The sequence below is a fragment of the Micromonospora sp. CNZ286 genome, assembly GCF_014207755.1.
The window spans coordinates 3,614,469-3,639,155 of sequence record NZ_JACHIZ010000001.1 but is presented as its reverse complement, the minus strand read 5'-3'; the positions used below and the strand labels follow the sequence as shown (position 1 = coordinate 3,639,155).

General features: G+C 70.4%; 31 protein-coding genes and 1 pseudogene. 20 read left to right on the top strand and 12 right to left on the bottom strand.

The window, feature by feature from the left end:
• Positions 1-10 precede the first annotated feature (10 nt).
• The 6 genes from FHX31_RS16625 to FHX31_RS16600 all read left to right on the top strand — a co-directional run bounded on the left by FHX31_RS16625 (position 11) and on the right by FHX31_RS16600 (position 6,055).
• Positions 11-1,831: an acyl-CoA dehydrogenase gene (locus FHX31_RS16625; protein ID WP_184976713.1), complete on the top strand. Its 1,821-nt coding sequence runs from the start codon at positions 11-13 to the stop codon at positions 1,829-1,831.
• A gap of 3 nt (positions 1,832-1,834) precedes the next feature.
• Entirely contained in the window at positions 1,835-2,386 is a 552-nt protein-coding gene (locus tag FHX31_RS32435; protein ID WP_221488089.1) for a hypothetical protein, read from the top strand.
• Between the two features lie 272 nt (positions 2,387-2,658).
• Positions 2,659-4,497: an FxSxx-COOH system tetratricopeptide repeat protein gene (fxsT, locus tag FHX31_RS16615; protein WP_184976712.1), complete on the top strand. Its 1,839-nt coding sequence runs from the start codon at positions 2,659-2,661 to the stop codon at positions 4,495-4,497.
• Entirely contained in the window at positions 4,392-4,673 is a 282-nt protein-coding gene (locus tag FHX31_RS32725; RefSeq protein WP_435055162.1) for a tetratricopeptide repeat protein, read from the top strand. The genes fxsT and FHX31_RS32725 overlap by 106 nt, the downstream gene beginning before the upstream one ends.
• A 47-nt stretch (positions 4,674-4,720) precedes the next feature.
• Positions 4,721-5,233, top strand: coding sequence for a hypothetical protein (locus FHX31_RS16605; protein WP_071095402.1), 513 nt, complete (start codon positions 4,721-4,723; stop codon positions 5,231-5,233).
• A 102-nt stretch (positions 5,234-5,335) separates the two neighbouring features.
• Positions 5,336-6,055 carry a hypothetical protein gene (locus tag FHX31_RS16600; RefSeq protein ID WP_184976710.1) on the top strand — a complete coding sequence of 240 codons (720 nt, stop codon included), beginning with the start codon at positions 5,336-5,338 and terminating at the stop codon, positions 6,053-6,055.
• On the opposite strand, the gene FHX31_RS16595 is transcribed toward FHX31_RS16600, so the two are convergent.
• A complete protein-coding gene (locus tag FHX31_RS16595; protein ID WP_184976709.1) occupies positions 6,056-6,865 on the bottom strand; it encodes a GntR family transcriptional regulator in 810 nt (269 codons plus the stop codon).
• Between the two features lie 176 nt (positions 6,866-7,041).
• Here FHX31_RS16595 and FHX31_RS16590 point away from each other — a divergent pair, with 176 nt between their 5' ends.
• From FHX31_RS16590 to FHX31_RS16575, 4 genes are all read left to right on the top strand, one after another.
• On the top strand, positions 7,042-8,232 hold the full coding sequence (locus FHX31_RS16590; protein ID WP_184976708.1) for a helix-turn-helix domain-containing protein: 1,191 nt from the start codon (positions 7,042-7,044) through the stop codon (positions 8,230-8,232).
• A 224-nt stretch (positions 8,233-8,456) separates the two neighbouring features.
• Complete coding sequence (locus FHX31_RS16585; protein ID WP_402883117.1) at positions 8,457-8,906, top strand: hypothetical protein; 450 nt, start codon at positions 8,457-8,459, stop codon at positions 8,904-8,906.
• The gene (locus FHX31_RS16580) at positions 8,903-9,121 is read left to right on the top strand and encodes a hypothetical protein (protein ID WP_184976707.1); all 219 of its coding nucleotides are present in this window, start codon (positions 8,903-8,905) and stop codon (positions 9,119-9,121) included. Before FHX31_RS16585 ends, FHX31_RS16580 begins: the two co-directional genes overlap by 4 nt.
• Positions 9,118-9,291 carry a hypothetical protein gene (locus tag FHX31_RS16575; protein WP_166456489.1) on the top strand — a complete coding sequence of 58 codons (174 nt, stop codon included), beginning with the start codon at positions 9,118-9,120 and terminating at the stop codon, positions 9,289-9,291. The genes FHX31_RS16580 and FHX31_RS16575 overlap by 4 nt, the downstream gene beginning before the upstream one ends.
• Before the next feature lie 29 nt (positions 9,292-9,320).
• Here FHX31_RS16575 and FHX31_RS16570 read toward each other — a convergent pair whose 3' ends face one another.
• Complete coding sequence (locus FHX31_RS16570) at positions 9,321-9,905, bottom strand: GIY-YIG nuclease family protein (protein WP_053065313.1); 585 nt, start codon at positions 9,903-9,905, stop codon at positions 9,321-9,323.
• 102 nt (positions 9,906-10,007) lie between these two features.
• The gene (locus tag FHX31_RS16565; RefSeq protein WP_030269025.1) at positions 10,008-10,973 is read right to left on the bottom strand and encodes a hypothetical protein; all 966 of its coding nucleotides are present in this window, start codon (positions 10,971-10,973) and stop codon (positions 10,008-10,010) included.
• 400 nt (positions 10,974-11,373) lie between these two features.
• On the opposite strand from FHX31_RS16565, the gene FHX31_RS16560 reads away from it, so the two are divergent.
• Positions 11,374-12,306 carry an AEC family transporter gene (locus FHX31_RS16560; protein WP_184976706.1) on the top strand — a complete coding sequence of 311 codons (933 nt, stop codon included), beginning with the start codon at positions 11,374-11,376 and terminating at the stop codon, positions 12,304-12,306.
• 6 nt (positions 12,307-12,312) lie between these two features.
• Here the strand turns inward: FHX31_RS16560 and FHX31_RS16555 are convergent, their stop codons facing one another.
• Entirely contained in the window at positions 12,313-12,966 is a 654-nt protein-coding gene (locus FHX31_RS16555; protein WP_184976705.1) for a Type 1 glutamine amidotransferase-like domain-containing protein, read from the bottom strand.
• A 141-nt stretch (positions 12,967-13,107) separates the two neighbouring features.
• Complete coding sequence (locus FHX31_RS16550) at positions 13,108-13,470, bottom strand: nuclear transport factor 2 family protein (RefSeq protein WP_184976704.1); 363 nt, start codon at positions 13,468-13,470, stop codon at positions 13,108-13,110.
• Positions 13,471-13,607: 137 nt separating this feature from the next.
• On the opposite strand from FHX31_RS16550, the gene FHX31_RS16545 reads away from it, so the two are divergent.
• Positions 13,608-14,189 (top strand): dihydrofolate reductase family protein, encoded by a 582-nt coding sequence (locus tag FHX31_RS16545; protein ID WP_030269029.1) that lies wholly within the window; start codon positions 13,608-13,610, stop codon positions 14,187-14,189.
• A gap of 113 nt (positions 14,190-14,302) precedes the next feature.
• Here the strand turns inward: FHX31_RS16545 and FHX31_RS16540 are convergent, their stop codons facing one another.
• Entirely contained in the window at positions 14,303-15,283 is a 981-nt protein-coding gene (locus tag FHX31_RS16540) for a hypothetical protein (RefSeq protein WP_091328487.1), read from the bottom strand.
• A complete protein-coding gene (locus FHX31_RS32430; RefSeq protein WP_396866931.1) occupies positions 15,198-15,770 on the bottom strand; it encodes a mycothiol transferase in 573 nt (190 codons plus the stop codon). Before FHX31_RS32430 ends, FHX31_RS16540 begins: the two co-directional genes overlap by 86 nt.
• Before the next feature lie 22 nt (positions 15,771-15,792).
• On the opposite strand from FHX31_RS32430, the gene FHX31_RS16530 reads away from it, so the two are divergent.
• Positions 15,793-16,545 (top strand): GNAT family N-acetyltransferase, encoded by a 753-nt coding sequence (locus tag FHX31_RS16530; RefSeq protein WP_091328484.1) that lies wholly within the window; start codon positions 15,793-15,795, stop codon positions 16,543-16,545.
• A gap of 59 nt (positions 16,546-16,604) precedes the next feature.
• Here the strand turns inward: FHX31_RS16530 and FHX31_RS16525 are convergent, their stop codons facing one another.
• Positions 16,605-17,306, bottom strand: a complete 702-nt coding sequence (locus FHX31_RS16525) for a hypothetical protein (protein ID WP_232236614.1) — start codon at positions 17,304-17,306, stop codon at positions 16,605-16,607.
• 165 nt (positions 17,307-17,471) lie between these two features.
• Here FHX31_RS16525 and FHX31_RS16520 point away from each other — a divergent pair, with 165 nt between their 5' ends.
• Both FHX31_RS16520 and FHX31_RS16515 read left to right on the top strand, forming a co-directional pair.
• On the top strand, positions 17,472-18,215 hold the full coding sequence (locus FHX31_RS16520; protein ID WP_184976703.1) for an SDR family NAD(P)-dependent oxidoreductase: 744 nt from the start codon (positions 17,472-17,474) through the stop codon (positions 18,213-18,215).
• A gap of 109 nt (positions 18,216-18,324) precedes the next feature.
• Positions 18,325-18,702, top strand: coding sequence for an MmcQ/YjbR family DNA-binding protein (locus FHX31_RS16515; protein WP_030269034.1), 378 nt, complete (start codon positions 18,325-18,327; stop codon positions 18,700-18,702).
• A gap of 9 nt (positions 18,703-18,711) precedes the next feature.
• On the opposite strand, the pseudogene FHX31_RS16510 reads toward FHX31_RS16515, so the two are convergent.
• A pseudogene (locus FHX31_RS16510) lies at positions 18,712-18,792 on the bottom strand (hypothetical protein); the annotation flags it as partial.
• A gap of 7 nt (positions 18,793-18,799) precedes the next feature.
• Positions 18,800-19,267 (bottom strand): SAM-dependent methyltransferase, encoded by a 468-nt coding sequence (locus FHX31_RS16505; protein WP_013477100.1) that lies wholly within the window; start codon positions 19,265-19,267, stop codon positions 18,800-18,802.
• Between the two features lie 100 nt (positions 19,268-19,367).
• Between FHX31_RS16505 and FHX31_RS16500 the strand changes: the two genes are divergently transcribed.
• The 4 genes from FHX31_RS16500 to FHX31_RS16485 all read left to right on the top strand — a co-directional run bounded on the left by FHX31_RS16500 (position 19,368) and on the right by FHX31_RS16485 (position 22,379).
• Positions 19,368-20,225, top strand: a complete 858-nt coding sequence (locus FHX31_RS16500) for a PhzF family phenazine biosynthesis protein (RefSeq protein ID WP_030269037.1) — start codon at positions 19,368-19,370, stop codon at positions 20,223-20,225.
• Between the two features lie 270 nt (positions 20,226-20,495).
• Positions 20,496-20,864, top strand: coding sequence for a YciI family protein (locus FHX31_RS16495; protein WP_013285899.1), 369 nt, complete (start codon positions 20,496-20,498; stop codon positions 20,862-20,864).
• A gap of 351 nt (positions 20,865-21,215) precedes the next feature.
• Positions 21,216-21,962: a dienelactone hydrolase family protein gene (locus tag FHX31_RS16490; RefSeq protein WP_091328473.1), complete on the top strand. Its 747-nt coding sequence runs from the start codon at positions 21,216-21,218 to the stop codon at positions 21,960-21,962.
• Positions 21,963-21,971: 9 nt separating this feature from the next.
• The gene (locus FHX31_RS16485; RefSeq protein WP_091328469.1) at positions 21,972-22,379 is read left to right on the top strand and encodes a VOC family protein; all 408 of its coding nucleotides are present in this window, start codon (positions 21,972-21,974) and stop codon (positions 22,377-22,379) included.
• A gap of 90 nt (positions 22,380-22,469) precedes the next feature.
• Here the strand turns inward: FHX31_RS16485 and FHX31_RS16480 are convergent, their stop codons facing one another.
• Both FHX31_RS16480 and FHX31_RS16475 read right to left on the bottom strand, forming a co-directional pair.
• Complete coding sequence (locus tag FHX31_RS16480; RefSeq protein WP_184976702.1) at positions 22,470-22,859, bottom strand: VOC family protein; 390 nt, start codon at positions 22,857-22,859, stop codon at positions 22,470-22,472.
• A gap of 26 nt (positions 22,860-22,885) precedes the next feature.
• Entirely contained in the window at positions 22,886-23,080 is a 195-nt protein-coding gene (locus FHX31_RS16475) for a helix-hairpin-helix domain-containing protein (RefSeq protein WP_013477095.1), read from the bottom strand.
• 213 nt (positions 23,081-23,293) lie between these two features.
• On the opposite strand from FHX31_RS16475, the gene FHX31_RS16470 reads away from it, so the two are divergent.
• Positions 23,294-24,685, top strand: coding sequence for an alpha/beta hydrolase (locus FHX31_RS16470; RefSeq protein WP_402881765.1), 1,392 nt, complete (start codon positions 23,294-23,296; stop codon positions 24,683-24,685).
• The last annotated feature ends 2 nt before the right edge of the window (positions 24,686-24,687 follow it).

Genomic DNA, 24,687 nt, shown 5'->3' with positions numbered 1-24,687 from the left:
GGAGTCCACGTTGTCCTCGTCCGATCTGCTGCTGTCCCGCCGTGACCTCGCGTTCCTGCTGCACGACTGGCTGGACGTGACCCGGCTGACCGAGCGGCCCCGCTACGCCGAGCACTCCCGGGAGACCGTCGACGAGGTGCTGGACCTCGCCGCCCGCGTCGCCGCCGAACGGTTCGCCCCGCACAACCGGGCCGCCGACACCGGCGAACCCACGTTCGACGGGCAGCGCGTGCGGACCATCCCGCAGGTGAAGGCCGCCCTGGAGGCGTTCGCCGAGACCGGGCTGCTCGCCGCCACCATGGACGAGTCGGTCGGCGGCCTGCAACTGCCGCACACGGTGGCCGCCGCCGCCTTCGCCTGGTTCCAGGCCGCCAACGTGGGCACGTCGGCGTACCCGATGCTCACCCTCGGCAACGCCAACCTGCTGCTCGCCCACGGCAGTGCCGAGCAGATCGACACCTGGGTACGCCCCATGATCGAGGGGCGGTTCTTCGGCACCATGTGCCTGTCCGAGCCGCAGGCCGGCAGCTCCCTGGCCGACCTCACCACGCGGGCCGAGCCGCAGGACGACGGCACCTACCGGATCGTCGGCACCAAGATGTGGATCTCCGGCGGCGACCACGAACTGGCCGAGAACATCGTGCACCTGGTCCTCGCGCGTATCCCCGGCGCGCCGCCTGGCGTGAAGGGCCTGTCGCTGTTCATCGTGCCGAAGGTGCTGCTCGACGACGACGGCAACCTCGGGCCGCGCAACGACGTGGTGCTGGTCGGCCTCAACCACAAGCTCGGCTACCGGGGCACCACCAACACGCTGCTGAACTTCGGCGAGGGCGTGCACCGGCCGTACGGGCGGGCCGGGGCGGTCGGCTACCTGGTGGGGCAGCCGTACCAGGGGCTCGCGGTGATGTTCCACATGATGAACGAGGCGCGCATCGGCATCGGCGCCGGCGCCACAGCGCTCGGCTACACCGCGTACCTGAAGTCCGTCGCGTACGCCCGGCAGCGCCCGCAGGGCCGCCCGGTCGCCGACAAGGACCCGACCACGCCGCAGGTGCCGATCGTGGCCCACAGCGACGTTCGCCGGATGCTGCTGGCCCAGAAGAGCTACGTGGAGGGCGCGCTCGCGCTCGTGCTCTACTGCGGACGGCTGCTCGACGAGCAGAAGACCGCACCCGCCGAGGCCGACCGCGAACGGGCACAGCTGCTGCTGGACCTGCTCACCCCGATCACCAAGAGCTGGCCGGCGCAGTGGTGCCTGGCCGCCAACGACCTCGCCATCCAGGTGCACGGCGGGTACGGCTACACCCGCGACTACGACGTCGAGCAGCACTGGCGGGACAACCGGCTCAACGCCATCCACGAGGGCACCCACGGCATCCAGGCGCTCGACCTGCTCGGACGCAAGGTCACCATGCGCGACGGGGCAGCGCTGGAACTGCTGCTGGAGACGATCCGCGGCACCGTGACCCGGGCGTGGAAGGCCGAGGGGTTCGCCTCGGAGCTGGCTGGTCAGCTCGGCGCGGCGGTGGACCGGATCGCCGTGGTGACGCGGCGGTTGTGGGCCCCTGGTGATCCGGAGCTGGCGCTGGCGAACGCGTCGGTGTACCTGGAGGCGGTCGGGCACGTGGTGATCGCGTGGATGTGGCTGGAGCAGGTGCTGGTGGTGGAGGCGCTGGGGTCGCCGGAGGGGGCCGAGGGGGAGTTCCTGGCGGGGAAGAGGCAGGCGGCGCGGTACTTCTACCGGTGGGAGTTGCCGAAGGTGGGGGCGCAGTTCGACCTGCTGGAAGGGCTGGACCGGACGACGCTGGACATGCGGGAAAGCTGGTTCTGAGGATTGTCAGCCGACGTCTGGGCGGTTCTGACCGATGAACAGCGACTGCGCTGGACGTTCACGCCGTTCGCGCACGTCGGCCCGCTGACATTCGGAATGACGCACGAGCAGGTGCAGGCTGCTGTGCACGGCGTCCTCGGTGTCGCGTGCTCCGACGGGTGGGCGGATCTCTGGCTTGAGCGGAGTGCGGGCGCGGAGCCGACCGGACCTGCGATCACCACCTACTACGACGAGTGGAACGGCTTGGCCGGCGTCGCCGTCAACGCCCTTCGCGGGCCGCAGGTGACACTGGACGGATTGCGGTTGGTGGGACAGCGGCCCTCACGGCTGGAGCACGATTTCACCGAGCACCTCGCGGCGTACAGCCTCGAATTGAGGTACTCGCAGGGTGGCGATCCGTGCTCGCCGCAGCTCGGGCTGGTGCTGCGGGCACAACGAGCCGACGATGTGGTGCTGAGCCATCCGGTGATGGTGGCGAAAGCGTGGGCCGAGGGCTGCTGGGACGTCAGCGAGGGCCACATCCCGACTCGGGAATGGACGACGTTCGCGTCGTGACGTCGGCCCTCGGCCACGCTCCGCGTCACGCGCCCCGAGAAGCGGCGACGACGCAGGTCAGAGACGTGTGCGGGCGCGCGAGGAACAATTATAGGCAATTGCGTAATTCACCTTCTCGGACGCCCTCAATCGAAGCGTCGAGTCGGCGCAGGCATAGACAAGGTGTAAAGTCCCAACTTCACGGTCCACCGTTGGCGCGCTCCTTGAAGGCGGGGTAACGGTTGAGAGGAAACGCGCGGTGGCTAGTAGCCACCGGTGCCAGCGCAGTGCTGGTGGCAGCGACCTGGCTGGCGTGTCAGGTGTGGGCCGACTTGGACGTACAGACCTCGGCAACCGTAGCGGCGCTCGTATGTCCGGTCATCGGTGCAGCCCTGGCTGCGTGGGCCGGCCATTCGGGAGAGCAGAAGGCGGTGGCCGCCTCCGACTCGTCGAATGGGCGTCGCGAAGTCGTCTACAGCCTCCCGCCGCGCAATCCGTCTTTCGTGGGACGAGACATTCAACTCGCCGCTTTCGAGAACGGCATCGAGGAGCGGACGTCGACTGTCGTCCAGGTGCTCCATGGAATCGGAGGCGTCGGAAAAACCACGCTGAGCACTGAATACGCCTACCGTCGACTGGAGCGCTACGGCCTCGTCTGGTGGATCGACGCGGAGACGCCGTCGATGATCGGTGGCCAGCTGACATCGCTGGGCGTCGCGGCCGGTTGGGTGAAGACGGCGGCCGACATCCCGTCGGCTCTCCGCGAGGTGAGGCTCCAGTTTTCCCGCACCGATCGATGGCTGCTCATTTTCGACAACGCGGAGGATCCGGCCGCACTGGCGCAGTGGGTGCCCCAGGGGCCGGGTCACGTCATCATCACGTCCCGAAATCCCGCCTGGGAGTTGGTGGGAGAACCGGTTGCGGTGGACCCGTTCTCGCGGGCCGAATCGGTGGCTCTCATGAGGCGTCTGTCGCCCACATTGAGCAGCGCTGAGGCGAACGACATCGCCGGCCGTCTGGAAGACCTGCCCCTGGCGGTCGCCCAGGCGTGCTCCCTCATGAACGAGACAGGTATGTCCGCGGCGGAATACCTCAAGGAGTTGGACCGCAACGGTAGGGACTTGCTGGAGGACGGGCGCTTGCCCACGTACCCCACGCCGCTGACGCAGGTGGTGGTGACCGCCCTCCGGCGGATGGAGGAAGAATCCCCGGCGGCCGTACAGCTTCTCGAGATCTGTTCGATGATGGCGGCCGAGCCGATCCCCGTGGAGTTGTTCACGCCAGAAGTCGCCGTCGCGCTGGAAGAGCCGCTGGCGGCGCAGTTGCAGACGACGCTGGGAATGCGCCGGACGCTCGGCTGGATCTCGCGCTACGGCCTGGCGCGGGTCGACGGGAAGTCGATTCTGCTGCACAGGCTCGTGCAACTGGTGATCAGTGGAAGCATCGATGCGGAACGCCGCCCGGAGATCCGCCGAACGGCTGATGAGGTCCTGGGAAACCTCTGCCCGGCCGACAGCAAGAAGACGTCTTCGTGGGCACTCTGGGACCGGCTGATGCCGCACCTGCTGGCGAGCGACCTTGTCACGACCCGATCAACAGCTCTGCGATCTGCCGCTCATGCGTTGGCCTGGTACCTGATCGAGCGTGGCGAACTGGAACGCAGCCGCCAACTCGCCGCCACCCTCTACGAGCACTGGCGGGTCTCCCTCGGCCCTGATGATCGGCAGACTCTCTCCGCCGCCCACACCCTGGGTACAGCGCTCTGGCGGCAGGGGCGGTACGTGGAGAGTCAGGACGTGACTGTCGAGGTGTACAAGCGGAGCGGTCAAGCCTTCGGACGTGACCACCTGTCCACGCTCAACGCAGCGGATCGTGTCGCTTCCAACCTCCGGGAACTCGGACAACCACGAGAGGCTCGTGCCCTGCACGAGGACACCTTGAAGCGCAAGGAGAGGATTTTCGGCGAAGAGCACCTAGAGACGCTGGGAACCGCGCATACCTGGCTCTGGATTTTCGAGCCCTCGGACTGCACGAGGAGAGCCTGGCCCTCAACCAGGAGACCTACGTGCGTCGGCGGAGGGTGCTCGGCGACGACCATCCCCATACGCTGCTCTCGGCCCATGACGTGGTGATCGATCTGCTTGCCGCCGGTCGCACCGCTGAGGCTCTGACCCTTTGCCGGGAGACGGTGAGGAAGCGGGTCGAGGTGCTCGGGAAGGAGCATCCGGAGACGGTGAAGACGATGCGTCTCGCGGAACAGATCGTGTCGGCCGCGGAGTTGGACACCCGGTCCCGACTGCCTGGCTGACCGTTACCGGACGGGGCCAGCCAGCCTGCCCGTCTACGATGTCACGCATGGCTTCGTGGTCCCGCCTCGGCCGCGTCGGCATCCTCGTCATCCCCGTCGCGACTGCCGTCGTAGCGTGCGGCACTGACCACCGCCCCGTCATCCCGGAACCGGGGGCGGCGGCCCGAGAGGTCACTGTCGTCCGAGGAGAGCGGACCTACCCGGTGACCGCAGAGGTGACCGCCTGGAAGACCACTGTTCATCCACAGGCACCCGAGCGGGGTCCTGCGGTGCACTTCCACTACCGCTTCACCAGCGGGAACCGGTGGGCCGCCATGGAACGCGTCGAGCTTCAGGCCTGCGCGGTCGACGGTCGCAGAGTCGTCATCCTGTGTACGTTGATCGTCAAGGACTCACTCGTGGACGGCTGGTTCGGGCCCAGCACGGAGCCGGACCTTGCCCGTACAACTGATGTCCTGCTCCTGCCGTATCAGATGTACGCGGGGCCTCACGCCGGCGATCCCAAGGACCACGACGGTTATGTCCCGCCGAGGATTCTCAGCCCGGGCAGCCAGCTCTGACAGGCCGATCCGCTCGTCATGTCCGGATGATCGAACCTGCCGGGGCGGTGCGACAAACGGCACCGGTCCACCAGGCGGCTACCGCGCTGCCATGATGGCGAGGTGATCATCCCTGGATACCTGGATGGCTACGAACCGCCGATCCTGCGGTCGCCGCTGGTCGACGGATCCGACCTGATGTCGTACGCGATGTACTGGCCCGCTTTCCTCGCCACCGTCGGCGGAGCCGCGTCGGCACCGGACGCCTTCGGTGTCGATCCAGCCGACCTGGAGCAGATCGTCGACCTATTCCTCGACGCGGACCGATGGCCGGTGTTCTCGCTACCGCTCGCCGAGGGCTGTCGCCTGCACGTCGTCATGCGCAACTACGAGGACGACGGTGGTGTCGACTACGTGCTCGATCCCGGCACCGGCGACGTGTCGATTCCCCTCGCCGCGATGGAGGGACATTTCCGAGGACCGGCGTTCGCATGGCAGGAAGTGGTCGCCGCAGCGCAGCAGCCAGATCCGGATCACACAAGCGCCGAGCGGTTGCTCCTGCTCGTTCCGGCCTGTGCCGACAGCAGCCGCCCGAACACAGCCATCGACCTGATAGCGGAAGCCCTGACCACTCTCGGCGCCCGGTCCGGTGTTCGTCAGCTCAGTGAAGAACTGCTCACCAGCCTCAGGTACTGGGGGCCGTGCCGATGGGCCGACGTGGACGACGTCCTCGTCGGCCTGGGATCGGCTACGTACCGCCGTCACGGAGGTGATCTGTCGCCGGAACAACTCCGCCTCATCGCCGCCGCGCTCCAGCCTGGTGATACCGGCATCAAGCGGTAGTCAGGGGAACCTGCTCGTCACCGACAGAGCCTCGTTCGTCGGCTTCGTGCCGGACGCGATCAGTCGGACGTCAGGTTCCACTGTGCGGGCAGGGCGTTGCCGCACAGGGCCGTAGTGTCCACTGACGTCTACCGGCGTACCGCCCGCGGTGTAGGTCCGCTCGATGGTGTGCACGAACGTGCGGGCCGGCAGGTTGAGCGCCTCGACCTCCTCGGCGGTCGCTGATCGAAGGCTGACGCGCTCCACGACCTCGTCGACCCGTACGCCGATGGTGTCCATGCGGGCCACGACGCCATTGATCTCACCCTCCTCCGGCCATTCGACCGGAGTGCCCTGGGTGACGGCAAAGGGCTCGTACGACACGGAGAGCTGTATCGGTTCGCCGTCGGCGAGGAAGCGATACGACGTCCGCATCACGGGCGCTCCCGGCTCCACGCCGAGCCGGGCGGCGATCCGCTCATCGGCCTTCTCGTGTCGGCTGTCGTGCTCCCACGTGCCCTGCTGCCCAGCGTCGGCCGCGTCGCGGGCGAACGGGGAAGTCGGGCCGTCGCCGGAGCGGACGTCGCGGCCTCGGGCATGACGGAGCAGCCGGGTGGTGTCTCGGACGTATACGCCGGTTCCGGCGCGACCCTCCACGATGCCCTCGCCCTTGAGGACGGCGATGGCCCACTTGGCGACGGTCCGGCTCACGTCGTACTTGCGCATCAGGCCGGACTCGGACGGCAACTTGGCTCCAGCGGGAAGTTCTCCGGACAGGATCGCGGCGCGTAGATCGGCGGCGATTGCCAGGTAGGCAGGCGGCGTTGGCATGTCGGTCACACCTCCGGTCGGCCCAACCAGTCGATCACAGAGCGCGGGGGAGCGGCAGGTAGGACCCGCCTCGTCGTCGATGCATGAGCACCGACCCACGTACACTGGCGCACGGGTATGCCGGCTCACTGGCCGGTGCCGAAGTCCCAGCCCTCGTCCTGGGAGGCAGGCGAGACATGGCCAGCAAGGCCGACACGATCGGTGCCCGGATTCGCTACTGGCGGATGCGCCGTGGCGGGATGAGCCAGGCCGTTCTCGCCGGGCTCGCCGGGGTCAGCCAGTCCTACATCTCCCAGGTCGAGTCCGGCCGTAAGACGATCGACAGGCGCTCCACCCTGGTCGCCGTCGCCGCCGCGTTGCAGGTCACGGTCGCGGACCTGCTCGGGCAGGGCACCGAGACGGGTGACCCGGCACGTGAGCGCGCGGCCGAGTGCGTACCGGCGATCTGGTCCGCACTCATCGAGATCGAGGACGGCGAGCGACGGCCGTCGACGCGTACCCGGGAAGCGCTGGCGGCGGGCATCGCCCGCAGTGAGCAGCTCCGCCACCGCTCGAACTTCCCGGCAATGGCCCAGATGCTGCCCGGCCTGCTGCTGGAGGCCGCCGCAGTCGGTGGACCTGCGCTCGCGCAGGTGGCGTACCAGGCGTCGGCCTGCCTGCGGCACCTCGGGTACCGCCACTTGGCGTTGAACGCGGCGCGGGTGGCGGTGACGGCGGCCGAGGACGTCGAGGAGGCGGCGTGGCTGGGCGCGACCCGTTTCGCGTACGCGCAGAGTCTGCCGATCGAGTCCGCCCCGCTCGCCGCGCGGGCGGCTGACCGCTCCCTTGCAGAGCTGCAGTCCGCCGCGTCCGACGAGCGGGTCCGGCAGATGCTCGGTCAGTTGCACCTGTCGGCGGCTCTGGCCTCGACAGTCAGCGGGCGCCCGGACGCCGCGCGAGACCATCTGACCGAGGCCGCCCGGGAAGCGGCGACCCTCGGTGACCCGGCGGACGGCATGGGATTCAACGGCTGCGGATTCGGGCCGACGAACGTGACGCTGTGGGAGATGTCCATCGCGGCCGAGTCCGGCGAGCCCGGCCGGGTGATCGAGCTGTCCCGCACGGTACGGCCGCAGGTGCTGGCGGCGTCGATCCGGCAGATGTCGTACTGGCTCGACCTCGGGCGGGCGCTGGCCGATTCCGGTCGCCGGGACACCGAGGCGATCGCGGCGTTCGTGCGTGCGGAGCAGGCCGCGCCGGTGCCGTTCTCCCTCAACCCGCTCGCCCAGGACGCGGTAGTCGCGATGGCGCAGCGAGCCAAGCGGCGGGCCGTGCCAAACGAGCTGCGTCTGCTGGCCGGGCGGCTGGGCATCAGCCTGGCGGCATAACCAGCGGTAATTTCTCCATCACCATGTGGCCCTAGTGTCCGTTTTCGGGTGAGGAAACGCCTCATCCTGCCGGGCGCGACACCGCACTCCCTTGTGAAGTGATCCGTCGCGCCGGAGCGGACGGAGGTGGTGATGGGCGGTCGGAACGGTTGGCGCCGCACGGGCCAGGAAGCGCAGAAGGCCGAATGGGAAGCGGCCAAGCGGCGGATCCTCGCGCTGGCCGAATCCGATCATGCGCAGACAGCGCCCGTCGAGTCGGCAGCGGCACAAGCTCCGCGCCGGGACGCCGACGTCGTCGCACCCTCCAGGTCACGCAGGGGGCGCCTGCCCTACGAGGGCTACCTCCTCGCTGTCGCGTCGACGCTCGTACGCCGGCATCGCCCGGCCTGGTCGTGGCGGAAGTGGCGGTGGGTGTGCCGCTGTGGAGCGGACCTGCCGTGCCGGAACCGTCACCGCGTACCGATCAATCGCGGTCACTGGCCGTCGCAGGAGGACCAGTGAGCACTGCGGAACAGGCGATCCTGGCGGTGCACGTACGGGGTCTGGACGGCATGTGCGTGGGTTGCCGGCTGTGGTGGGCGCGCCTGACTCCGTACCCCTGCTGGCAGGTCGCGTGGGCGACCAGCCGGCAGGCGCGCGCGAGCGTCGCCCGCTTCCTGGGGGTGCGCGGGTGAGCACCCACGGGCCGGTGCTGCCGGTCTGGACGTGCGGCGGGTGCGGTGCGCCGTGGCCGTGCGCGACGCGGCGGCGGGAGCTTCTTGCGGAGTACGAGGGTGCGCCGGTGTCGCTGGCGGTGTACCTGGGGGCGCAGTTGGTGCGGGCGACAGCGGATCTGAGCTGGGCGCCGGCCGGGGCGTTGCACCGGCGGTTCCTGGGGTGGGTGCGGTGAGCGTGTTGCGGGCCGGCGACGAGAAGTTCCACTACAGCGACGGGTCGCACCGGTGGACGGCGCCGGATCCGGAGTACGACCAGGAGGTGTGGGAGGAGCAGGTCCGCCAGCACAAGCTGGGTCACCTGCGCAACGAGCGCCCGAGGGTACGCATTCGGCGGATCGGGTGATTCCAGCAGCGCGCCGGGCGACGGCTTCGTTAGGGCTGGGCCGGGCTGCTGCTGGTGTTGTACGAGTTCTTGGCGGCGACCACTGCGGCCTGGATGTGCTCGGGGTCGACGCCGTGGACGTTGAGCGGCGGGTGCAGACGCCTGACGAGTTCGGCCTCGATGATCGTCGGCTCGGGGTCCTCCGCCCAGGTCAGGCGCAGGTGCTCGTGCATCCACGCGGTCAGCCGCGTCTCGTCCTCGGGCACCAGGACGACGCGGTCGGTCCAGGTGGTGCGGTAGCCCTCGGACACGAGGAGGCCGGCCAGTGTGCGGCGCAGGGTCGAGCTGCCCGAGCGCCGCAGGTGGTTGCGCAGGATCCGGCCCCGCAGGCTGGTCGCCCGGCCGAGATAGAGCATCCGCCGCGACGGGTCGCTGTCGTTCGGCGGCCCGGGGAGGTCCGGGAGGACCGACGGAGCAGCCCACCAGGCGTACACGCCGCTGCCACGGCTGAGCCGCTTGACGGCGACTTCGAGCGCGACCGGCACGCCGGAGAGCAACCGCAGGGCCTCGTCGACCCGGGCTTCGTCGGTCGGGACGTCGGCGGATCGCCGTTCGGGGATGGTCACCGGGACCATCCTAGGCGCTGGGCGGGTCGAGATCGGGTGGGGATCCTTCCCGCAAGACTCCTGGATGCCGGTAGGGCAATCAGCAGGCGACGTTCACGAACTGGGTTGGGCTCACTCGTCGTGGTAGTGGGGGTCGGCGGCTTCCTTGCGGGCCCAGTCGCGCATATCGCGGTAGTGCTCGGCGGTATGCCACGGTTCCTTGCGGACGAAGTCGCTGCCGATGGCGTCGTAGAGGGTGCAGGCCTGCTTGAAGTACCGGCCGTAGGTCAGCGCGAAGGCGAAATAGTTCCAGAGGATCGGTGTCAGGGTTGTGGTCTCGTAGTCGTCATGCCAGAACGACTGCTCGGCCGCGTCGTAGATCTCCGAGGCAACGTCCGGCCGTTGGTAGTACCGGTTTTCCCCGTTCTCGCCCTCCCAGCGGAAGTTGCGATGCACCTTCATGATCACTAAGGGGACGTTGGTAGCGGGGCGGGCCGCGGTTCGCTCCCGGGCGAAGCGGAACGCTGCGTCCCAGCTGCCGCCCCACTTGGGCAACAGGCAGTCGAGCATTTCCTCGTGCCCGAACAGATGTGACGGATCGATCTCGATAAGTCGATTGAATCGCCGCCAACGCTCCACGGCCGGTAGCTGGCGGTAGCGGCTCAGGGCGATCTTGTAGCGCCACGCGTCGGCCATTGCTGGATGGCGGTCCAGGGCCTGATCGAGCAGGTTTTCGGCGAGTTCGAGGCGCTGGAACCAGACGGGCCAGGCCTCCTTGGGTACGGTGTTGGCCCAGCCGTCGCCGCGGGCTTCGCCGGCCCAGGAGATCGCGCGGGCGCCGCCGATGAGTAGCGGCAGCGGATCATCCGGCTGGGCCCGTATTGGTCCGTCGATCCACTCCTCGACACCGGGGGTAGCGGCAGCCACCGCGACGTAGTACATGAAGTGCTCTTTGTCGGCCGCGGCGAGGATCCTGCGGGCCGCGTCCCACTCGCGATCCAGCAGCGCCTCGTTCAAGAGTTCTGACTCGTCGTCGAGGAAGCCGCCGAACGCGAACTCGCCGCCCGAGAGCTTCTGCTTTTTCTTGAAGAGCCGCACAGCGGTGCAGGGTAGTGGATCTCTCGCGCGTTGTGGATCATGCATTCGGCCGCTACCCGGCGGGACAAGGTTTTTGCAGCAGCGCCCAGTGCCATCCGCTCATCCGCAGAGCCGTGAGCGCTGGCCCTGTCCCGAGGGCGATGCGAGGCTGAACGCGTGGCTTTCCGATCGATGTACGCGTGGACAGCCCTCGGCTGCCCGTCGGCTTGGTAGGCACCGTGGACGCGTCGGTGTACCTGAAGACCGGCGAGAGTGCGGTGGAGTGTCACGGAACGGGGCTCACCCTGCGGCAGGTCCATGACACCCGCGCCCAGGTGGAGATCGTCGCCGGGCTCCTCGGCTCGTACGCTCCGGACGTCCGCCGGCCCCTGACGGGGCGCGGCGCTCCGGTGACTCCCGTATGAGCTTGGTGTCGGCGTTCGTACCGATCTGGATCCTCACCGCGGTCGGCTACGCGGCCTGCCGTTGGGGCCTGCTGGGCGAGGCGGCGGCGTCGGTGCTCGGCCGGTTCGTGTTCCATCTTGCGATGCCGGCCGCCCTGTTCCTGGCCCTGTCCCGGATGCCGCTGTCCGGGTTCGCCGGCCGCTCGCTGCTCGCCTTCGCGGTGAGCACCGTCGCGGTCGTCGGGTTCGGGTGGGCCGGCGCGAGCCGGCTGTTCGGTCGCGAGCCCGGCGAACGGCCGATCTGGGGCATGGCCGCCGGGTACGTGAACTCGGCGAACCTCGGCATCCCGATCGCGACGCAGGTTCTCGGCGACGTGTCGTTCCTGGCGGTGGTGGTGCTGCTGCAAGTGCTGGTGGTGGCGCCCGTGATCCTGGTCGCCCTGGACCGGCACAGCGACCCGGCCGGGCGGATCAGGGTGCGCCGGATCGCCTCCCTGCCCGTACGCAACCCGGTGATCCTGGCGTCGCTGCTCGGTGTCGCGTGCTCGGCTGCCGGCCTGCGCCTGCCGTCGGCGGCCGCCGCGCCGCTGACGCTGCTGGCCGGTGCCGCGGTTCCGGCCGCCCTGGTCGCGCTCGGCGCGTCGCTGCACCGCACGGCGCCGTCGCGGGCAGAACCGGCCGAGCCGGCCGGGGCGGCCGAGCTGGCCGCGGTCAGCGCGCTGAAGCTGGTCGCGCAGCCGGTCATCGCGTACGCGGCCGGGCTGGCCCTGCACCTGTCCGCGCCGCAGCTGCTCGCCGTGGTGGTGTGCGCGGGCCTGCCGACGGCGCAGAACACGTTCATCTTCGCCCAGGAGTACGGCGTCGGCGAGGCGGTGGCCAACCGGGCGGTGGTGGTGACCACGACGCTGTCGTTGGCCACACTGGCCGTGGCGGCGACGCTGCTCGGGTAGCCACCGCTACGCGGGGAACCGCCTCCAGTGCCCCTCGGAGACGACCTCGACGGTGCCGTCGGTCACCTTGATGGCCGTCTGGTCGTCGATCGCGTACGCCGGACCGGCGATCTCGGCCGCCCACTTCTCGGCAGCGGCCATGGTGTTGTCCGGTTCGAGGCCCAGGTGCGGGAAGATCGAGAAGTCGACGAGCCCGAGCGTGCGGTCGTCGGGTGCGGACTGCCACTCGACGAAGTCCGCACCGATCCGGGGGGTCAGCACCATGCTTCCCGCACTCAGCCCCACCCAGACGGTGTCCCGCAGTGACGGCAGGAGGTCCGCCAGCCCGGACTGCCGTATCCAGTGGCACAGGTACGTCGCGTCGCCGCCGTGCACGAGCAGGACGTCGGCCTCCCGGACCCAGGGGATCCAGTGCTCCTGGCCGATGCTCGGCAGCGCTGTCAGTTCGAGGACGCCCAGCGACTTCCAGCCCAGGCCGCTCATGGGCAGCGGTGTCTGACCGGTGATGAAGCGCCAGGCCGAGGCCGGTCCGCCCATCGGGTACGCCGCCGTGGGGATGCAGAGGGCACTGGATTCGGCGATCGGCTTGCCCAGCAGGTCGACCAGCGCATCGTGGATGCTCGGGTTCTGGACGCCTGCGGATGTGAGGAGAAGTTTCACGCTTGCCTCCTGTACGTAGCGGTCATGACGCTCTCCCCCGAGAGCCGGGAGATCGGGTGCACGGGATACAGACCGGACGCCGAAACCAAACTCATCGCCGATTCGGATGCATGACCAGCGGACGCCGATGAGGACGTGGCGTCACTCGCGGATCTCCATCTCTGTCACCAAGCCGTCGCCCAGGCGGTAGACGTGCGTGACGGTGTGGTCGGCGAGCTTCGCTCCGGCCTTGTCGTGGACCACCTGATGAACGGTGACGGCGATGCGGCCGTCGGCCTCCGTGCGGAACGCGGTCGGCGTGACGACGGGCTCGAGCTGTTCCCACTGCCGGCGCCAGTAGGCACCCACCTGGTCCCGGCCGCGAACGACGCCTCCTTCCCAGCCGTTGGGCCACGAGACGTCCGGCGCCATGGCGGCCAGCAGAGTGGGGATGTCACGCCTGTTGAAGGCCGCGTAGAGGTTCGTGAGCAGGGCCTGGGGAGTAAGGCGTCCGGGCGGATCCATCCAGCCAGCATGGCCGGTGGACGAGACCTCATGAAGCCCACTTCGCGGTCAGCAGAACGCGCGAGCGTCCGGCTGGAATCGTGTTCGTAGACTCCCGGCCCGCTAACTTGGGGGCACCCAAGGCAGAGGAGAGCCCCGTGGGCACTGTCGTCATGTACAGCTCGGTGTCGGTGGACGGCTTCGTCGCGGACGAGAACGACCAGCCCGGACCGCTGTTCGACTGGTTGACCAGCGGTGACGTCCCGTTGGACGCCAGTGGTGCGTTGAGGGTGTCGCAGACCTCCCACGACTACATCCGGCCGTACTGGGACCAGATCGGGGTGACGGTCGTCGGCCGGCACGTCTTCGACCTGACCGACGGCTGGGACGGGAAGCCGCCGAGCGGGATCGACCACGTGGTCGTCGTGACGCACCGGCCGGCGCCCGAGGGCTGGGACGCCGAGGCGCCGTTCCACTTCGTCGACGGCGTCGAGGCAGCCGTGACCAAGGCGCAGGAACTCGCCGGTGACCGCATCGTCGAGGTCGCCGCCGGCGACGTCGGAGGCCAGGTGCTCGCCGCGGGCCTGGTCGACGAGGTGCGCATGGATGTCGTACCCGTGGTGCTCGGGTCCGGCAAACGCTACTTCGGGTCGGTCGACGCGCAGCACCTGCTGGAGGATCCCGACGTGGTGATTCAGGGCAACCGGGTGCTTCACCTGCGCTATCGGGTGCGCCGTTGACCGCTCTGATCCGCGGCTGCCGACACCGGCGTCCACCCACCACACGCGCTGGTCGCCGGCGGCAGCGGACGCGCGTCCGACGCCGGACGGGTACGGCCGGCAGGGCGGCGCCGTCAGAGCAGTGCGAGTTGGCCCGGCATCGGCTCGTCGTCGAGGCGAGCGCCGAGCTGCCACAGCCGGAGCTGATCGTCCTCATGATGACGGGTGAGCCATCGGCCTGGCCGGTACGAGGGGTGGACCGCGCCGGATCCGTGGTGGTGCGGGTAGCGCACCTGGGAGCGGCACCGGAGGCTGAGCGCCGACAGCAGTAGATGACCCTCGGCGTCGTTCGGCAGGTCTGCGGTGTTCAGAGCGGCGAGGATCAGCTCCTCGCTCAGGAACACCGCACGGTCCACGTGTCGGCAGCTCGGGAGGCTCGGCGGCGTGCCCGGCAGGTCTTCCAGGTGTCGTTCTGTGAGGACGGCACCGGAGGCGACGTCGCGGACGGACAGGAACCCGTCGAGCGTCTGGGTCACGTAGCGGCCGCCTGCCGGGCTGAAACCTGCGAGACCGCCACCGGCCAGCGGCCGGGACACGATGCGCTCGGCGTCGAGCCGGATGAGCATGGCGCGTGACCGGGAGGGATCGAGCAGCGTCAAGCCGGTCCAGACGCCCTCGGGTGAGTGCATGAACCAGGCGGCCTCGGGACCGGGCAGCGGCGTGCGATGGATCTCCGCGCCGCTCACACCGTGGACGGCGACAAGTTCCGCGGTGTCGCCCAGACGGATCCAGAGGACGTTGTCGCCGTCGAGGTGGAAGCCGGCGCCGGCGCTGCCGCCGAGCCGATCCCAGCTGCTGCGCCACCGAACCGTGCCGTCGTGGTCGAGCACGACGATCTGATGCGCGTCGCCCGCCGCGACGAGTCGACAGGTGGCACTGACCGTCATCGGCGGGTCGTCGAGAGGCGCCGCCAGTCGCGTCACGCGACGCAGGTCGTGGTCGAGCAGGTTGACGGTGACGCTGTCCCGCTCAGTGACCGCCCAGCCGAGGCCGGTTGCCTCCGTGACATGCCGCATGCCGGGCAGCCGCACCTGGTTGATCAAGCGGGGTTGCATCGCGGCAGCATAGAGCCGTTTCGGCGAGCCCGTCGGGCCGTCTGCGCGGACGCCCGTGCTGCATACCGCACTCGTCGGGCTCGGTGCAGCGTGGTCCCAGCCCGGTGCGCCCGTCGATCAGCTCGCGTACGGCGTCCAGGTGACCGGCGTGCCGAGCGGTCTCCTCGATGACGTGCAGAACGACCCGTCGCAGGTCGGTGGCCTGCGACGCCAGCGTCTCGTCCGGAAGACCTCGCCACGATCTCGGACCACAAGCGAGATGATTCTCGACGCCCGGCCGTACGCGATTGACACGTCCAGGTCGGGAAGGGCAAGGTTGCAGTCGGCCACGCGCACCGCGTGGGCACTCTGCATGAGGGACTGACGCCTGTGATCCGGGTAGGCCGAGCGGCCGCCTGAGTGTCGACCACGCGACTGACGACCGTCGCGTGCCTGCGACACGGCGGGGCGGCCCGACGTTTCCTCCGCCCGTCGCAGCTTCTCTCATGCATCGAGGTCTTCCGTTGAGCATGGATGCCCGTATCCAACAGTCCGTCGTCGTCAACCTGTCCCGCCGGCCCGCGCCCGTCGAGGTAGGGCCCTTCGTGATCGGGCTGGACCCGACGACGACCAGCCCGTACGTCAACTACGCGACGCCGCGTCCCGGCGCCGCCGTGACCGCGGCCGACGTCACCGCCCTGGTCGCGGCGTTCCGCGCCGCGGACCGCAAACCCCGTCTGGAGTACGTCACCAGTTGTGCCCCCGATCTGGAGGCGCTGCTGACCGCCGCCGGCTTCACCGTGGAAGCCCGGCACACCTACCTGGTCTGCGTGCCGGGCACGCTGGCGTCGCCACCCGTGCCGGACCAGTTGAGCCTGTGCGAACCGGGTACCGACTCCCGGCGCGCCGCGCTGATCAGCGTGCAGAACGAGGCCTTCGGCGGCGATCCGGTCGCCTCCGAGGCCGACGTGGCTCGCCTGCGGCGTCAGCAGGACGCCGGGGGCGTGGTCGTCACGGCAGTCACCGAGGGCGAGGGCTGCGCGGGCGGCGGCGGTGCGGCCGCACCGGTCGGCGCGGTCAGCGAGGTGGCAGGCATCGCCGTTCGCGCGCCGTACCGCCGCCGGGGACTGGCGTCTGCGATCACCGCCGAGGTGACCCGGCGGCTGTTCAGCGCCGGTACGGAGGTCGCCTGGCTGGAGGCCGGCGGTGCGGAGTCGTGGCGGGTCTACGAGCGCGTGGGCTACCGGCCCGCCGGTCAGCGGCTCTACATCGCCATGAACTGAGGACGGAGGAGCCCGGGCCGGGTGACTCACCCCCCCCTCGCGCCCCGGCGTGAGGGGGATCAGGCGGTCAGCTGGTTCGCGTCGAGCCAACGTCGCCAGCTCACCCGGGTGACATTCCGCTCCGGGTGCTCGGCCACGTGGAGGACGAACTGCGCCCGCAGCCGAACCAGTGGATCGTCGGCGTACGTCAGCGTCTCCACCTCGTGGAAGAACAGCGGGTCGGAGAAATGACGGACCAGGCCCGCGTACATCCAGTCCTTGCACCGGTACGGGCGCCTCAGCGCCGCGAGGGTCAACGCGGCGAGCTGTGGCTCGACGCCCTCCGGGACGCCGGCCCGACGGAATCGGTGCAGGAGCACCTCCTTCGTCCCCCAGCGGGACCACATCGACGACTCCCGCGCTCCCCACTCGTCGGGATGGTCCGTCTCCCACTGCAGGTACAGGACGGCGTACGGCGCCCACCGGGCGCGTCTGTCGAGGTCGTCGTCAGGGGAGTCCCGGAAGGCGCCGAGAGGAGCATCGATCGTCTGCCCTTGATGCCGGCAAAGGCGGGCGTGCGCCTCGTCCATCGCCGCCTGGAGCCGAGCCTGACTGGACCTCGACCGGTAGTGCGCCGACCACAGGCCGTTCCACTCGTCCAGCGCGTCGCTCGCCGCGGCGAGGGCTGCCTGGTGACGGGCCAGCGCCTGGTGGCGCGTGCCCCGGTCGCTCGCGACCAGGTCGAAAAGCCAGGAGTAGTCACCGCTCGGCTCCACCAGCATCATGGCAGCTTGCCATCCGCGCCCTTCCGGGAAGCAGCGGGAGACAGAGGTTCGGGAAGAGAAGCTGGATTTCAGCCAGGCCGCTCGTGACGTCCGTGAGGGGTCGCGAACGCGGCGTCCGATCCCCGCCGGACAGCCGGCCCGTCGTCGACCAGGCTTTCCCGCATGAACAACGCACTCGACGGCAGGGTAGCTCTCGTCACCGGCGGTGGCCGTGGCATCGGCGCGGCGGTGGCCCTGCGCCTGGCCGAGGACGGCGCCGACGTGGCGCTGACGTTCCAGCAGAATCAGCGACGCGCCGACGACGTGGTGGACCGGATCAGGGCCGCGGGTCGGCGGGCGATCGCCGTGCGGGCCGACAGCGCCGACCCGGCGGCGGTGATCGCGGCGGTGGACCGGGCGGTCGGTGAGCTGGGCAGGCTGGACATCCTGGTCAACAACGCGGGCGCGTTCCTGCTCGGGCCGCTGGAGCAGTTGAGTCTCGACGAGTTCGAACAGACCGTCGCGGTCAACGTCCGGGCGCCGTTCGTCGCGACGCAGGCCGCGGTGCGCCACATGTCGGCCGGTGGACGGATCGTCAACATCGGCAGCAACACGGCCGAGCGGACGGTCTTCCCGGGCTTCTCGCTGTACGCGATGAGCAAGACCGCCCTGATCGGCCTGACCAAGGCGCTCGGGCGCGAACTCGGCGGCAGGGCGATCACCGTGAACCTGGTGAACCCCGGTGCCACGGACACCGAGCTGAATCCGGCCGACGGTCCGAACGCCGGCACGATCAACGGGTTCACCGCGCTCGGCCACTACGCGCAGCCGGCCGACGTGGCCGCCGCGGTGGCGTTCCTCGCCGGCCCGGACGGGCGCTACGTCACGGGGGCGACTGTGAACGTCGACGGCGGATTCACCATCTGACCATCGGGAACGGCCGGGGTCGTGACCGGGCGCTGGTGGCCTGCCCACCGCGGGGCGGAGCGGCGGCTAGGCTGTGCCGGTGTGGAGGCGGTGTCCCCTGGTGACCGTCATGGTTGACGCGGACGACGTCCGCCGGGTGGCGCTGTCGTTGCCCCACGTGGTCGAGATCGACAGCGACGGCTTCGACTTCCGGGTCGCGGGCAAGGGGTTCGTCTGGTCCTATCCCGAGCGGACGCCCGGCAGACCGCGGCGCATTCGCACCGACATCGCCGTGCTGTACGTCGGCGACGAGGCGGAGAAGCAGGCGTTGCTCCTCGGCGAGCCCGACCTCTTCTTCACCACGCCTGCGTACGACGGGTCACCGCTGGTCATGCTGCGGCTGGCGCACGTCGGCGTCGAGCGTCTGACGGAGCTGGTCACCGACGCGTGGCGGATGCGTGCCCCCGACTCGTTCGCCGGTGACCCCGACGAGGCCGCCGGCGGGTGACGCCGGCGATCGGGCTTCGTCGAACCAGACCTTCTCGACGAGGGTCGCGTGCTTCACCAGACCCGGCAGCGTGGTCCGGGAGGCAGGCAGAGACCTGCTACGGCTGGAAGTACTCGGACATCATGCTGCTGACCCATTCCGGCTGCCGGACGTTCGCGGGGACGAACTCCTCAAGCACCGGCTTCAGGTCGATGACGGGCGTGCCTGACACGGCGTCGAGGCCCACCACCGTCAGTTCGCGGCCGTCGACGGACTCGATCCGGCAGCACGTCACGCCGATCCGGTTCGGCCGGCGGGGGCCACGGCCGGCGAACACGCCCATCGGCGGCAGGTCGGCCCGGCCCCGGTAGGGGCGGGGCTCGCGGTGGTCGCCGTCGTCCGGGAACCGGTCGAAGACGAACAGGACCTCCACGTGGGAGAACTCCTCCAGGCCCTGGAGACATGCCTCGCCGAAGCGCTCGTCGACGACGATCGTGCTGCGGACGGCACCCCAGTTGTCGCTGTGCTGGATGTCCGTCCGGTCGTTGCGGACCGTGCCGATCGCAGTGATCTCGAAGCCGCTCATGACCGGAGACTAGTTCCGCATCGATCGCTCCGGGGCCCCGTGTCGCCGTGAGCCGGTCACGGGGCACACGAGCCGGACGGCCGGCGCTAGGCTCATGATCATGGACGTTCTCCGATACGCGGCGTTCACCGCCGACCCCGCCGGTGGCAACCCGGCCGGTGTCGTCCTGGACGCCACCGGTGCGGGCGACGCCGAGATGCAGCAGGTGGCGGCGCAGGTCGGCTATTCCGAGACCGCGTTCCTCGTGCCCGCGGGCGGGGACGGCCGGTTCACTGTGCGCTACTTCAGCCCGAAGGCGGAGGTGCCGTTCTGCGGCCACGCGACGATCGCGTCGGCGGTCGCGTACGCCGAGCGGCACGGCCCCGGCGTGCTGCACCTGGACACCCGCGCCGGACTGGTCGAGGTCGCCACGAGCGTGCAGGCCGACGGCACCACCACCGCCACGCTGACCAGCGTCGCGCCGCGCACCGAGCCCATGAGCGCTGAGGACCTCGCGGTGCTGCTCGCCGCACTGCGCTGGTCGCCGGACGATCTCGACGCGACGCTGCCGCCGCGTGTCGCGTACGCCGGGGCCTGGCATCCGATCGTGGCCGCCGCGACACGGCAACGCCTGGCGGACCTGGACTACGACATGGCGGCGTTGAGCGCGCTGATGGCCGACCGTGACTGGACGACGATCGACCTGGTGCACCGGGAGTCCCCGCTGGTGTTCCACGCGCGCAACCCGTTCCCGCCCGGCGGTGTGGTCGAGGACGCCGCGACCGGGGCGGCGGCCGCCGCGTTCGGCGGCTACCTGCGCGAGCTTGGCCTGGTGCAGCCGCCCGCGACCGTGACCGTGCGGCAGGGCGAGGACATGGGGCGTCCGAGCCTGCTCACCGTCGGCATCCCCGCCGGACAAGGTGCCGGGATCGCGGTGACCGGCACCGCCGTGCCCATCCCTGAGGAGGACGTGCGATGAGGCCGGACCACTACGGCGGTTTCGTCACTTCGACGGGCAGCGGGCCACGCTCACCTACTGGCACCGGCCGTTGCACGCGATGACGAAGGCGTTCACCGGCGCGGGTTTCCGCCTCTCGGTGATCAGCGAACCGCCCTCCTCACCCGACACCCCGCGCCGGTCGCAGAGCGACTGGACCCACTGGGTCCATGACGTCGGATACCGGGCGGCTCGTTCGTAGTACGGGTGAGAGGCGGCCTGACCGGGCCGCCCGGACAAGGGAGTCATGGCATGCCGCGGTACCTGATCTCGTTCAACGACGGCGCGATGGACCACATCCCCGTCGAGGAGATCCCCGAGGTGGGCAAGGACGCGCACGCGGTCATCCAGGAGGCCGTGAACGCGGGCGTGTTCGTGTACGGCACCGGGCTCGAACGCCAGCAGGCGAGCATCGTCGGTACGGACGGGGCGGTCACCGACGGGCCGTTCCCGGAGACCAAGGAGGTCATCGGCGGTTTCGTGGTCCTCGACGTGGCCTCACGCGACGAGGCGCTGAAGTGGGCTGCCAAGATCGCCGTCTCGTGCCGCTGCGCCCAGGAGGTCCGGGAGATCATGCCCGACCCCGAGACGGAGGCGATGCTCCGCACGGCGGGCCGGTGACAGGTCCGAAGTCGACGCGATGACGGGGTGGGCGTGGCACCGGACGGCAGCCATGCCCTCCGTGATCGTTAGCCAGGTCGCGGCAGTCGTCGAACCGCACCGGGAAAGACGCCCGGCCCGCTTGCGTGAACTCGGGAACGAGTCGCTGCCTCTCGGTGCGCGTCGGATGGCCGGGTGCGGCGAAAACCGGTTGGCGGTCCCGGCGAGCGCTGTTAACTTGCCGATGGCCGTGCCGGAGAACGAGGGAGGTGGTACCCGTGACCGCAGTATCGACATGGGTGCTCCCCTCGGGGGTCACGGCCGGGCGACAGGTCGTCCGGGAGCGCCGTCGCACTCCCGAAAGGCACGACCATGCGATTCGTCTCCGACCAGCGCCTCGCCGACGGCGTCCGCGAACGTGAGTTCACCCTCGGCGAGATCCCGGGCATCCTGTGGACGCCCGCATCCGCGCCCACGTCGGCCCCGCTGATCCTGCTCGGCCACCCGGGCGGACTGCGCCGGATGTACCCCCGGCTGGTGGCCCGGGCCCGCGACTGCACGGCGCAGGGTTTCGCGGCGGCCACCCTCGAACTGCCCGGCGGCGGGGACCGGCCCGCGTCCGCCGCCGCCGAGCAGGCCCGCGCCGACCTGCGGCGGGCACTGGCGGCAGGCGAGCCGGTCGCCGACGACATCGTCGACCGGCTCGTCCTGCCGCTGGTGGAGAAGGCGGTCCCGGAGTGGCGGGCCGTGCTGGACGCCCTCCTCGCACTGCCGGAGATCGGCGGTCCGGTCGGCTACTCCGGCGGGGTGATCTCGATCGGCGTACGGCTGGCGGTGGTCGAACCGCGCATCGTGGCCGCGGTCCTGTTCGCCGGGAGCTTCGTGCCGCGAGCGATGTTCGCCGAGGCGCGGCGGGTCACCGTCCCGCTGCACGTCCTGTTGCAGTGGGACGACGAGGGCAACGACCGGCAGATGGCGCTGGACCTGTTCGACGCCTTCGGCTCGGCGGAGAAGACGCTGCACGCCAACATGGGCGGGCACACGGGCGTACCGCGGTTCGAGGGGGAGTCCGCGAACCGGTTCTTCGGCCGGCACCTGCGGACGCCGCCGAGCTCATAGGGTGGACGCATGACGCCCGTGACCGGACTGGACCACGTCGTCATCGCCGTGTCCGACTGGCGGGCCGCCACCGACTTCTATCGCGACGTCGTCGGCGCCGAGGTGATCGGCGTCGGCGGCGACCGCGTCGCCTTCCGGATCGGCCCCCACCAGTTGAGCGTGCACGGGCCGGGTCTCGACCTCGGCGGCAACGTCGCCCGAGGCCCGGTCCGCCCGGGCAACAGCGACATCTGCTTCGTCTGGGCGGGGCCGATCGAGGAGGCGGTGGCGCACCTGCGGCGGCACGACGTCGAGGTGGAGACGGGACCGGTCCGGCGGGTCGGCGCCGGTGGCGCCGGGACCAGCGTCTACTTCCGCGACCCGGACGGAAGCCTGCTGGAGTTCATCTCCTACCAGGATTCCTCGCAGCAGCCGTAGGTCCTTGCCCTGCCAGCTCGCGGTCCAGCTGTGCCTGGGGCCGCCGGGGTGCGTGAAGCGCGCGGAGCCTCGACGCCCGATCTCGGTGCGTCACGCGGACCCGCCCACCGGCGACGCCCAGGTGGGGCGCCGGATCAGGCAGAACGGGTGGCCCGCCGGGTCGGCGTACACGTGGTCGCCCGGCAACCGCCGCGCGCCCAGGGCGAGCACCGCCTCGCCCGCCGCGTCCTGGTCGTCGACCATCACGTCGAGGTGCATCTGGTGCGGCACGGCCGGATCCGGCCACGTCGACGGCGTCAGCCCGGGGGCGCGCTGGAACGCCAGCCCGGACGCCGCCGTACTCGCCGACACCACGGTGAAGTCGTCGTCCGCGTACGTGATCGGGTCGCCGAGGACCGCGCTCCAGAACCGCGCCTCGGCCATCGGATCCGGGCAGTCGACGATCAGATGGTGGAGCCGCCCGAGCGGCACAGGGATCACCCCGTTCCTGGCCGTGCTGCCGGGCGTCAGCTCAGCCGCAGGTCGTGCTCGTCGAGGGCGGCCTCGATGACGCCCAGCGCCTTCGGTCCCATGCCGTGCAAGCGGGCCAGATCCGCGCGCGGCACTCCGGCGAGCTGGCGCAACGTGGTGTAGCCGGCGGCGGTCAGCGCCCGCGTGGCCGGTGCGCTGATCTTCGGCAGGCGGTCCAAGGACGAGGTCATCGCCCGATGCTAGACCGCCGGCACCCGGCCCGATGCCCCCGCGAGCGCCCGGCCGGCAGATGCGGACTCGCCTCCGTCGATGCGGCACTCGGGGCGGCCTCGGGGAAAGGCCCGACGGGTATATCGGGGCGTTTCCGTATGGGACTCGGGTGGAGTGCCGCTGAAGAATCGATGAGCATCCAGACACCGGGAGGTGCCGTGTTCCGACGTACCATGGCCGTCGCTCTGGCCGCGCTCACCGTCCTGGCGGGACTGCCCGGCGCGGCGCGCGCCGGTCTTCCGTCGCAGCGGCTCGTCTGGGGCGAGTGCGCCGACGACCTGCCGGGCGTCCCGCCGGATGAGCGCGTGCGGTGCGCCCGGCTCCGGCTGCCGGTGGACTGGGCCCGGCCGAACGGCCCGGCGTTCGACCTCGCCGTGGCACGCCGGTCCGCGCGGCTGCCGGAGCAGCGGGTGGGCACGCTGGTGTTCGGGCCGGGCGGGCCCGGCGACTCGGGGGTGGAACGCATCCGCAGGGGCGACCGGTTCAGCGACGAGTTGCTGGACCGGTTCGACCTGGTCAGCTTCGACCCGCGTACCGTGGCCCGCACCGCCGCGCCCGTCTGCACGCCGGATCCGGCGTTGCGCAGGCCGCCCGTCCCGCTGGCCGGCCAGGCCGACTTCGACGCCGCCGTGGCCTACAACCGGGCGCTGTGGAGCCGGTGCCGCCCGACCAGCCCGGTGTTCGACCACGCCGACACGCTCAGCACGACCCGCGACCTCGACGCGCTACGGCGTGCGCTGGGGGAGCGGCGGCTGTCCTTCCACGGCAGCTCGTACGGCACCCTGCTGGGCCAGCAGTACGCCGAGCGGTACCCCGGCCACGTGCGGGCCGTCGTGCTGGAGGGCGTGTTCGACCACAGCCTCGACGTGCGGTCCTTCGTGCGGACGCAGGCCGCCGCGTTGCAGGACGCGTTCGACGAGTTCGTGTCCTGGTGCGACAGGTCGGCGGACTGTGTGCTCCACGAACGGGACGTGCGATCGGTGTGGGCGCGGGTGCTGGCCCGCGCGGACCGTGGGGAATATGCCCCCCGTACCGCCTTCGACGTCACCGCCGTGGCGCTCGGCATGCTCGCCGGCCCGCGCTGGCCGCAACTCGCCGCGATCGTGCGGGACATGGACGCCGGTACGCCGCCACCGGAGGTGAATCTCTCGATCTCGGTCGCGGCGTTCTGCGCGGACTGGCCCGCCGAGGTACGCGACTACGCCGAGTACGCCGGCCTGGTCCGGGACGCCAGGGCCGCCGCCCCGGCCGTCCGGTACGGCGCCGGTCTGCTGGCCGTGCAGACCTGCCTGGGCCGGCCGTCCCCGGTCCGTAATCCGCCGCACGAGCTGAACGTGCACACCCGCACGCCGCTGTTGCTGCTCAACGCCCGGCACGATCCCCGTACCGGCTACGCCTGGGCGGTGAACGTCGCCCGGCAACTCGGCCGGCACGGACGCCTGGTCACCTACGAGGGCTGGGGCCACGGCACCTACCAGCGCAACGACTGCACGACCGCCGTGGTGGACCGGTACCTCGTCGACCTGACGGTGCCCGCCCCCGGCACGCGATGCCCGGCGAGCTGACC

Bases quoted from the DNA above. Each gene is read 5' to 3' on its own strand.
- FHX31_RS16495 (WP_013285899.1), top strand. From the start codon at position 20,496: ATGCCGCGGTACCTGATCTCGTTCAACGACGGCGCGATGGACCACATC.
- FHX31_RS16605 (WP_071095402.1), top strand. From the start codon at position 4,721: ATGGCTTCGTGGTCCCGCCTCGGCCGCGTCGGCATCCTCGTCATCCCC.
- FHX31_RS16475 (WP_013477095.1), bottom strand. From the start codon at position 23,080: ATGACCTCGTCCTTGGACCGCCTGCCGAAGATCAGCGCACCGGCCACG.
- FHX31_RS16490 (WP_091328473.1), top strand. From the start codon at position 21,216: ATGCGATTCGTCTCCGACCAGCGCCTCGCCGACGGCGTCCGCGAACGT.
- FHX31_RS16595 (WP_184976709.1), bottom strand. From the start codon at position 6,865: ATGCCAACGCCGCCTGCCTACCTGGCAATCGCCGCCGATCTACGCGCC.
- FHX31_RS16470 (WP_402881765.1), top strand. From the start codon at position 23,294: ATGGCCGTCGCTCTGGCCGCGCTCACCGTCCTGGCGGGACTGCCCGGC.
- FHX31_RS32430 (WP_396866931.1), bottom strand. From the start codon at position 15,770: ATGAGAGAAGCTGCGACGGGCGGAGGAAACGTCGGGCCGCCCCGCCGT.
- FHX31_RS16500 (WP_030269037.1), top strand. From the start codon at position 19,368: ATGGACGTTCTCCGATACGCGGCGTTCACCGCCGACCCCGCCGGTGGC.
- FHX31_RS16485 (WP_091328469.1), top strand. From the start codon at position 21,972: ATGACGCCCGTGACCGGACTGGACCACGTCGTCATCGCCGTGTCCGAC.
- FHX31_RS16540 (WP_091328487.1), bottom strand. From the start codon at position 15,283: ATGCAACCCCGCTTGATCAACCAGGTGCGGCTGCCCGGCATGCGGCAT.
- FHX31_RS16560 (WP_184976706.1), top strand. From the start codon at position 11,374: ATGAGCTTGGTGTCGGCGTTCGTACCGATCTGGATCCTCACCGCGGTC.
- FHX31_RS16525 (WP_232236614.1), bottom strand. From the start codon at position 17,306: ATGCTGGTGGAGCCGAGCGGTGACTACTCCTGGCTTTTCGACCTGGTC.
- FHX31_RS16530 (WP_091328484.1), top strand. From the start codon at position 15,793: ATGGATGCCCGTATCCAACAGTCCGTCGTCGTCAACCTGTCCCGCCGG.
- FHX31_RS16505 (WP_013477100.1), bottom strand. From the start codon at position 19,267: ATGAGCGGCTTCGAGATCACTGCGATCGGCACGGTCCGCAACGACCGG.
- FHX31_RS16570 (WP_053065313.1), bottom strand. From the start codon at position 9,905: ATGGTCCCGGTGACCATCCCCGAACGGCGATCCGCCGACGTCCCGACC.
- FHX31_RS16520 (WP_184976703.1), top strand. From the start codon at position 17,472: ATGAACAACGCACTCGACGGCAGGGTAGCTCTCGTCACCGGCGGTGGC.
- FHX31_RS16515 (WP_030269034.1), top strand. From the start codon at position 18,325: ATGGTTGACGCGGACGACGTCCGCCGGGTGGCGCTGTCGTTGCCCCAC.
- FHX31_RS16550 (WP_184976704.1), bottom strand. From the start codon at position 13,470: ATGGATCCGCCCGGACGCCTTACTCCCCAGGCCCTGCTCACGAACCTC.
- FHX31_RS16590 (WP_184976708.1), top strand. From the start codon at position 7,042: ATGGCCAGCAAGGCCGACACGATCGGTGCCCGGATTCGCTACTGGCGG.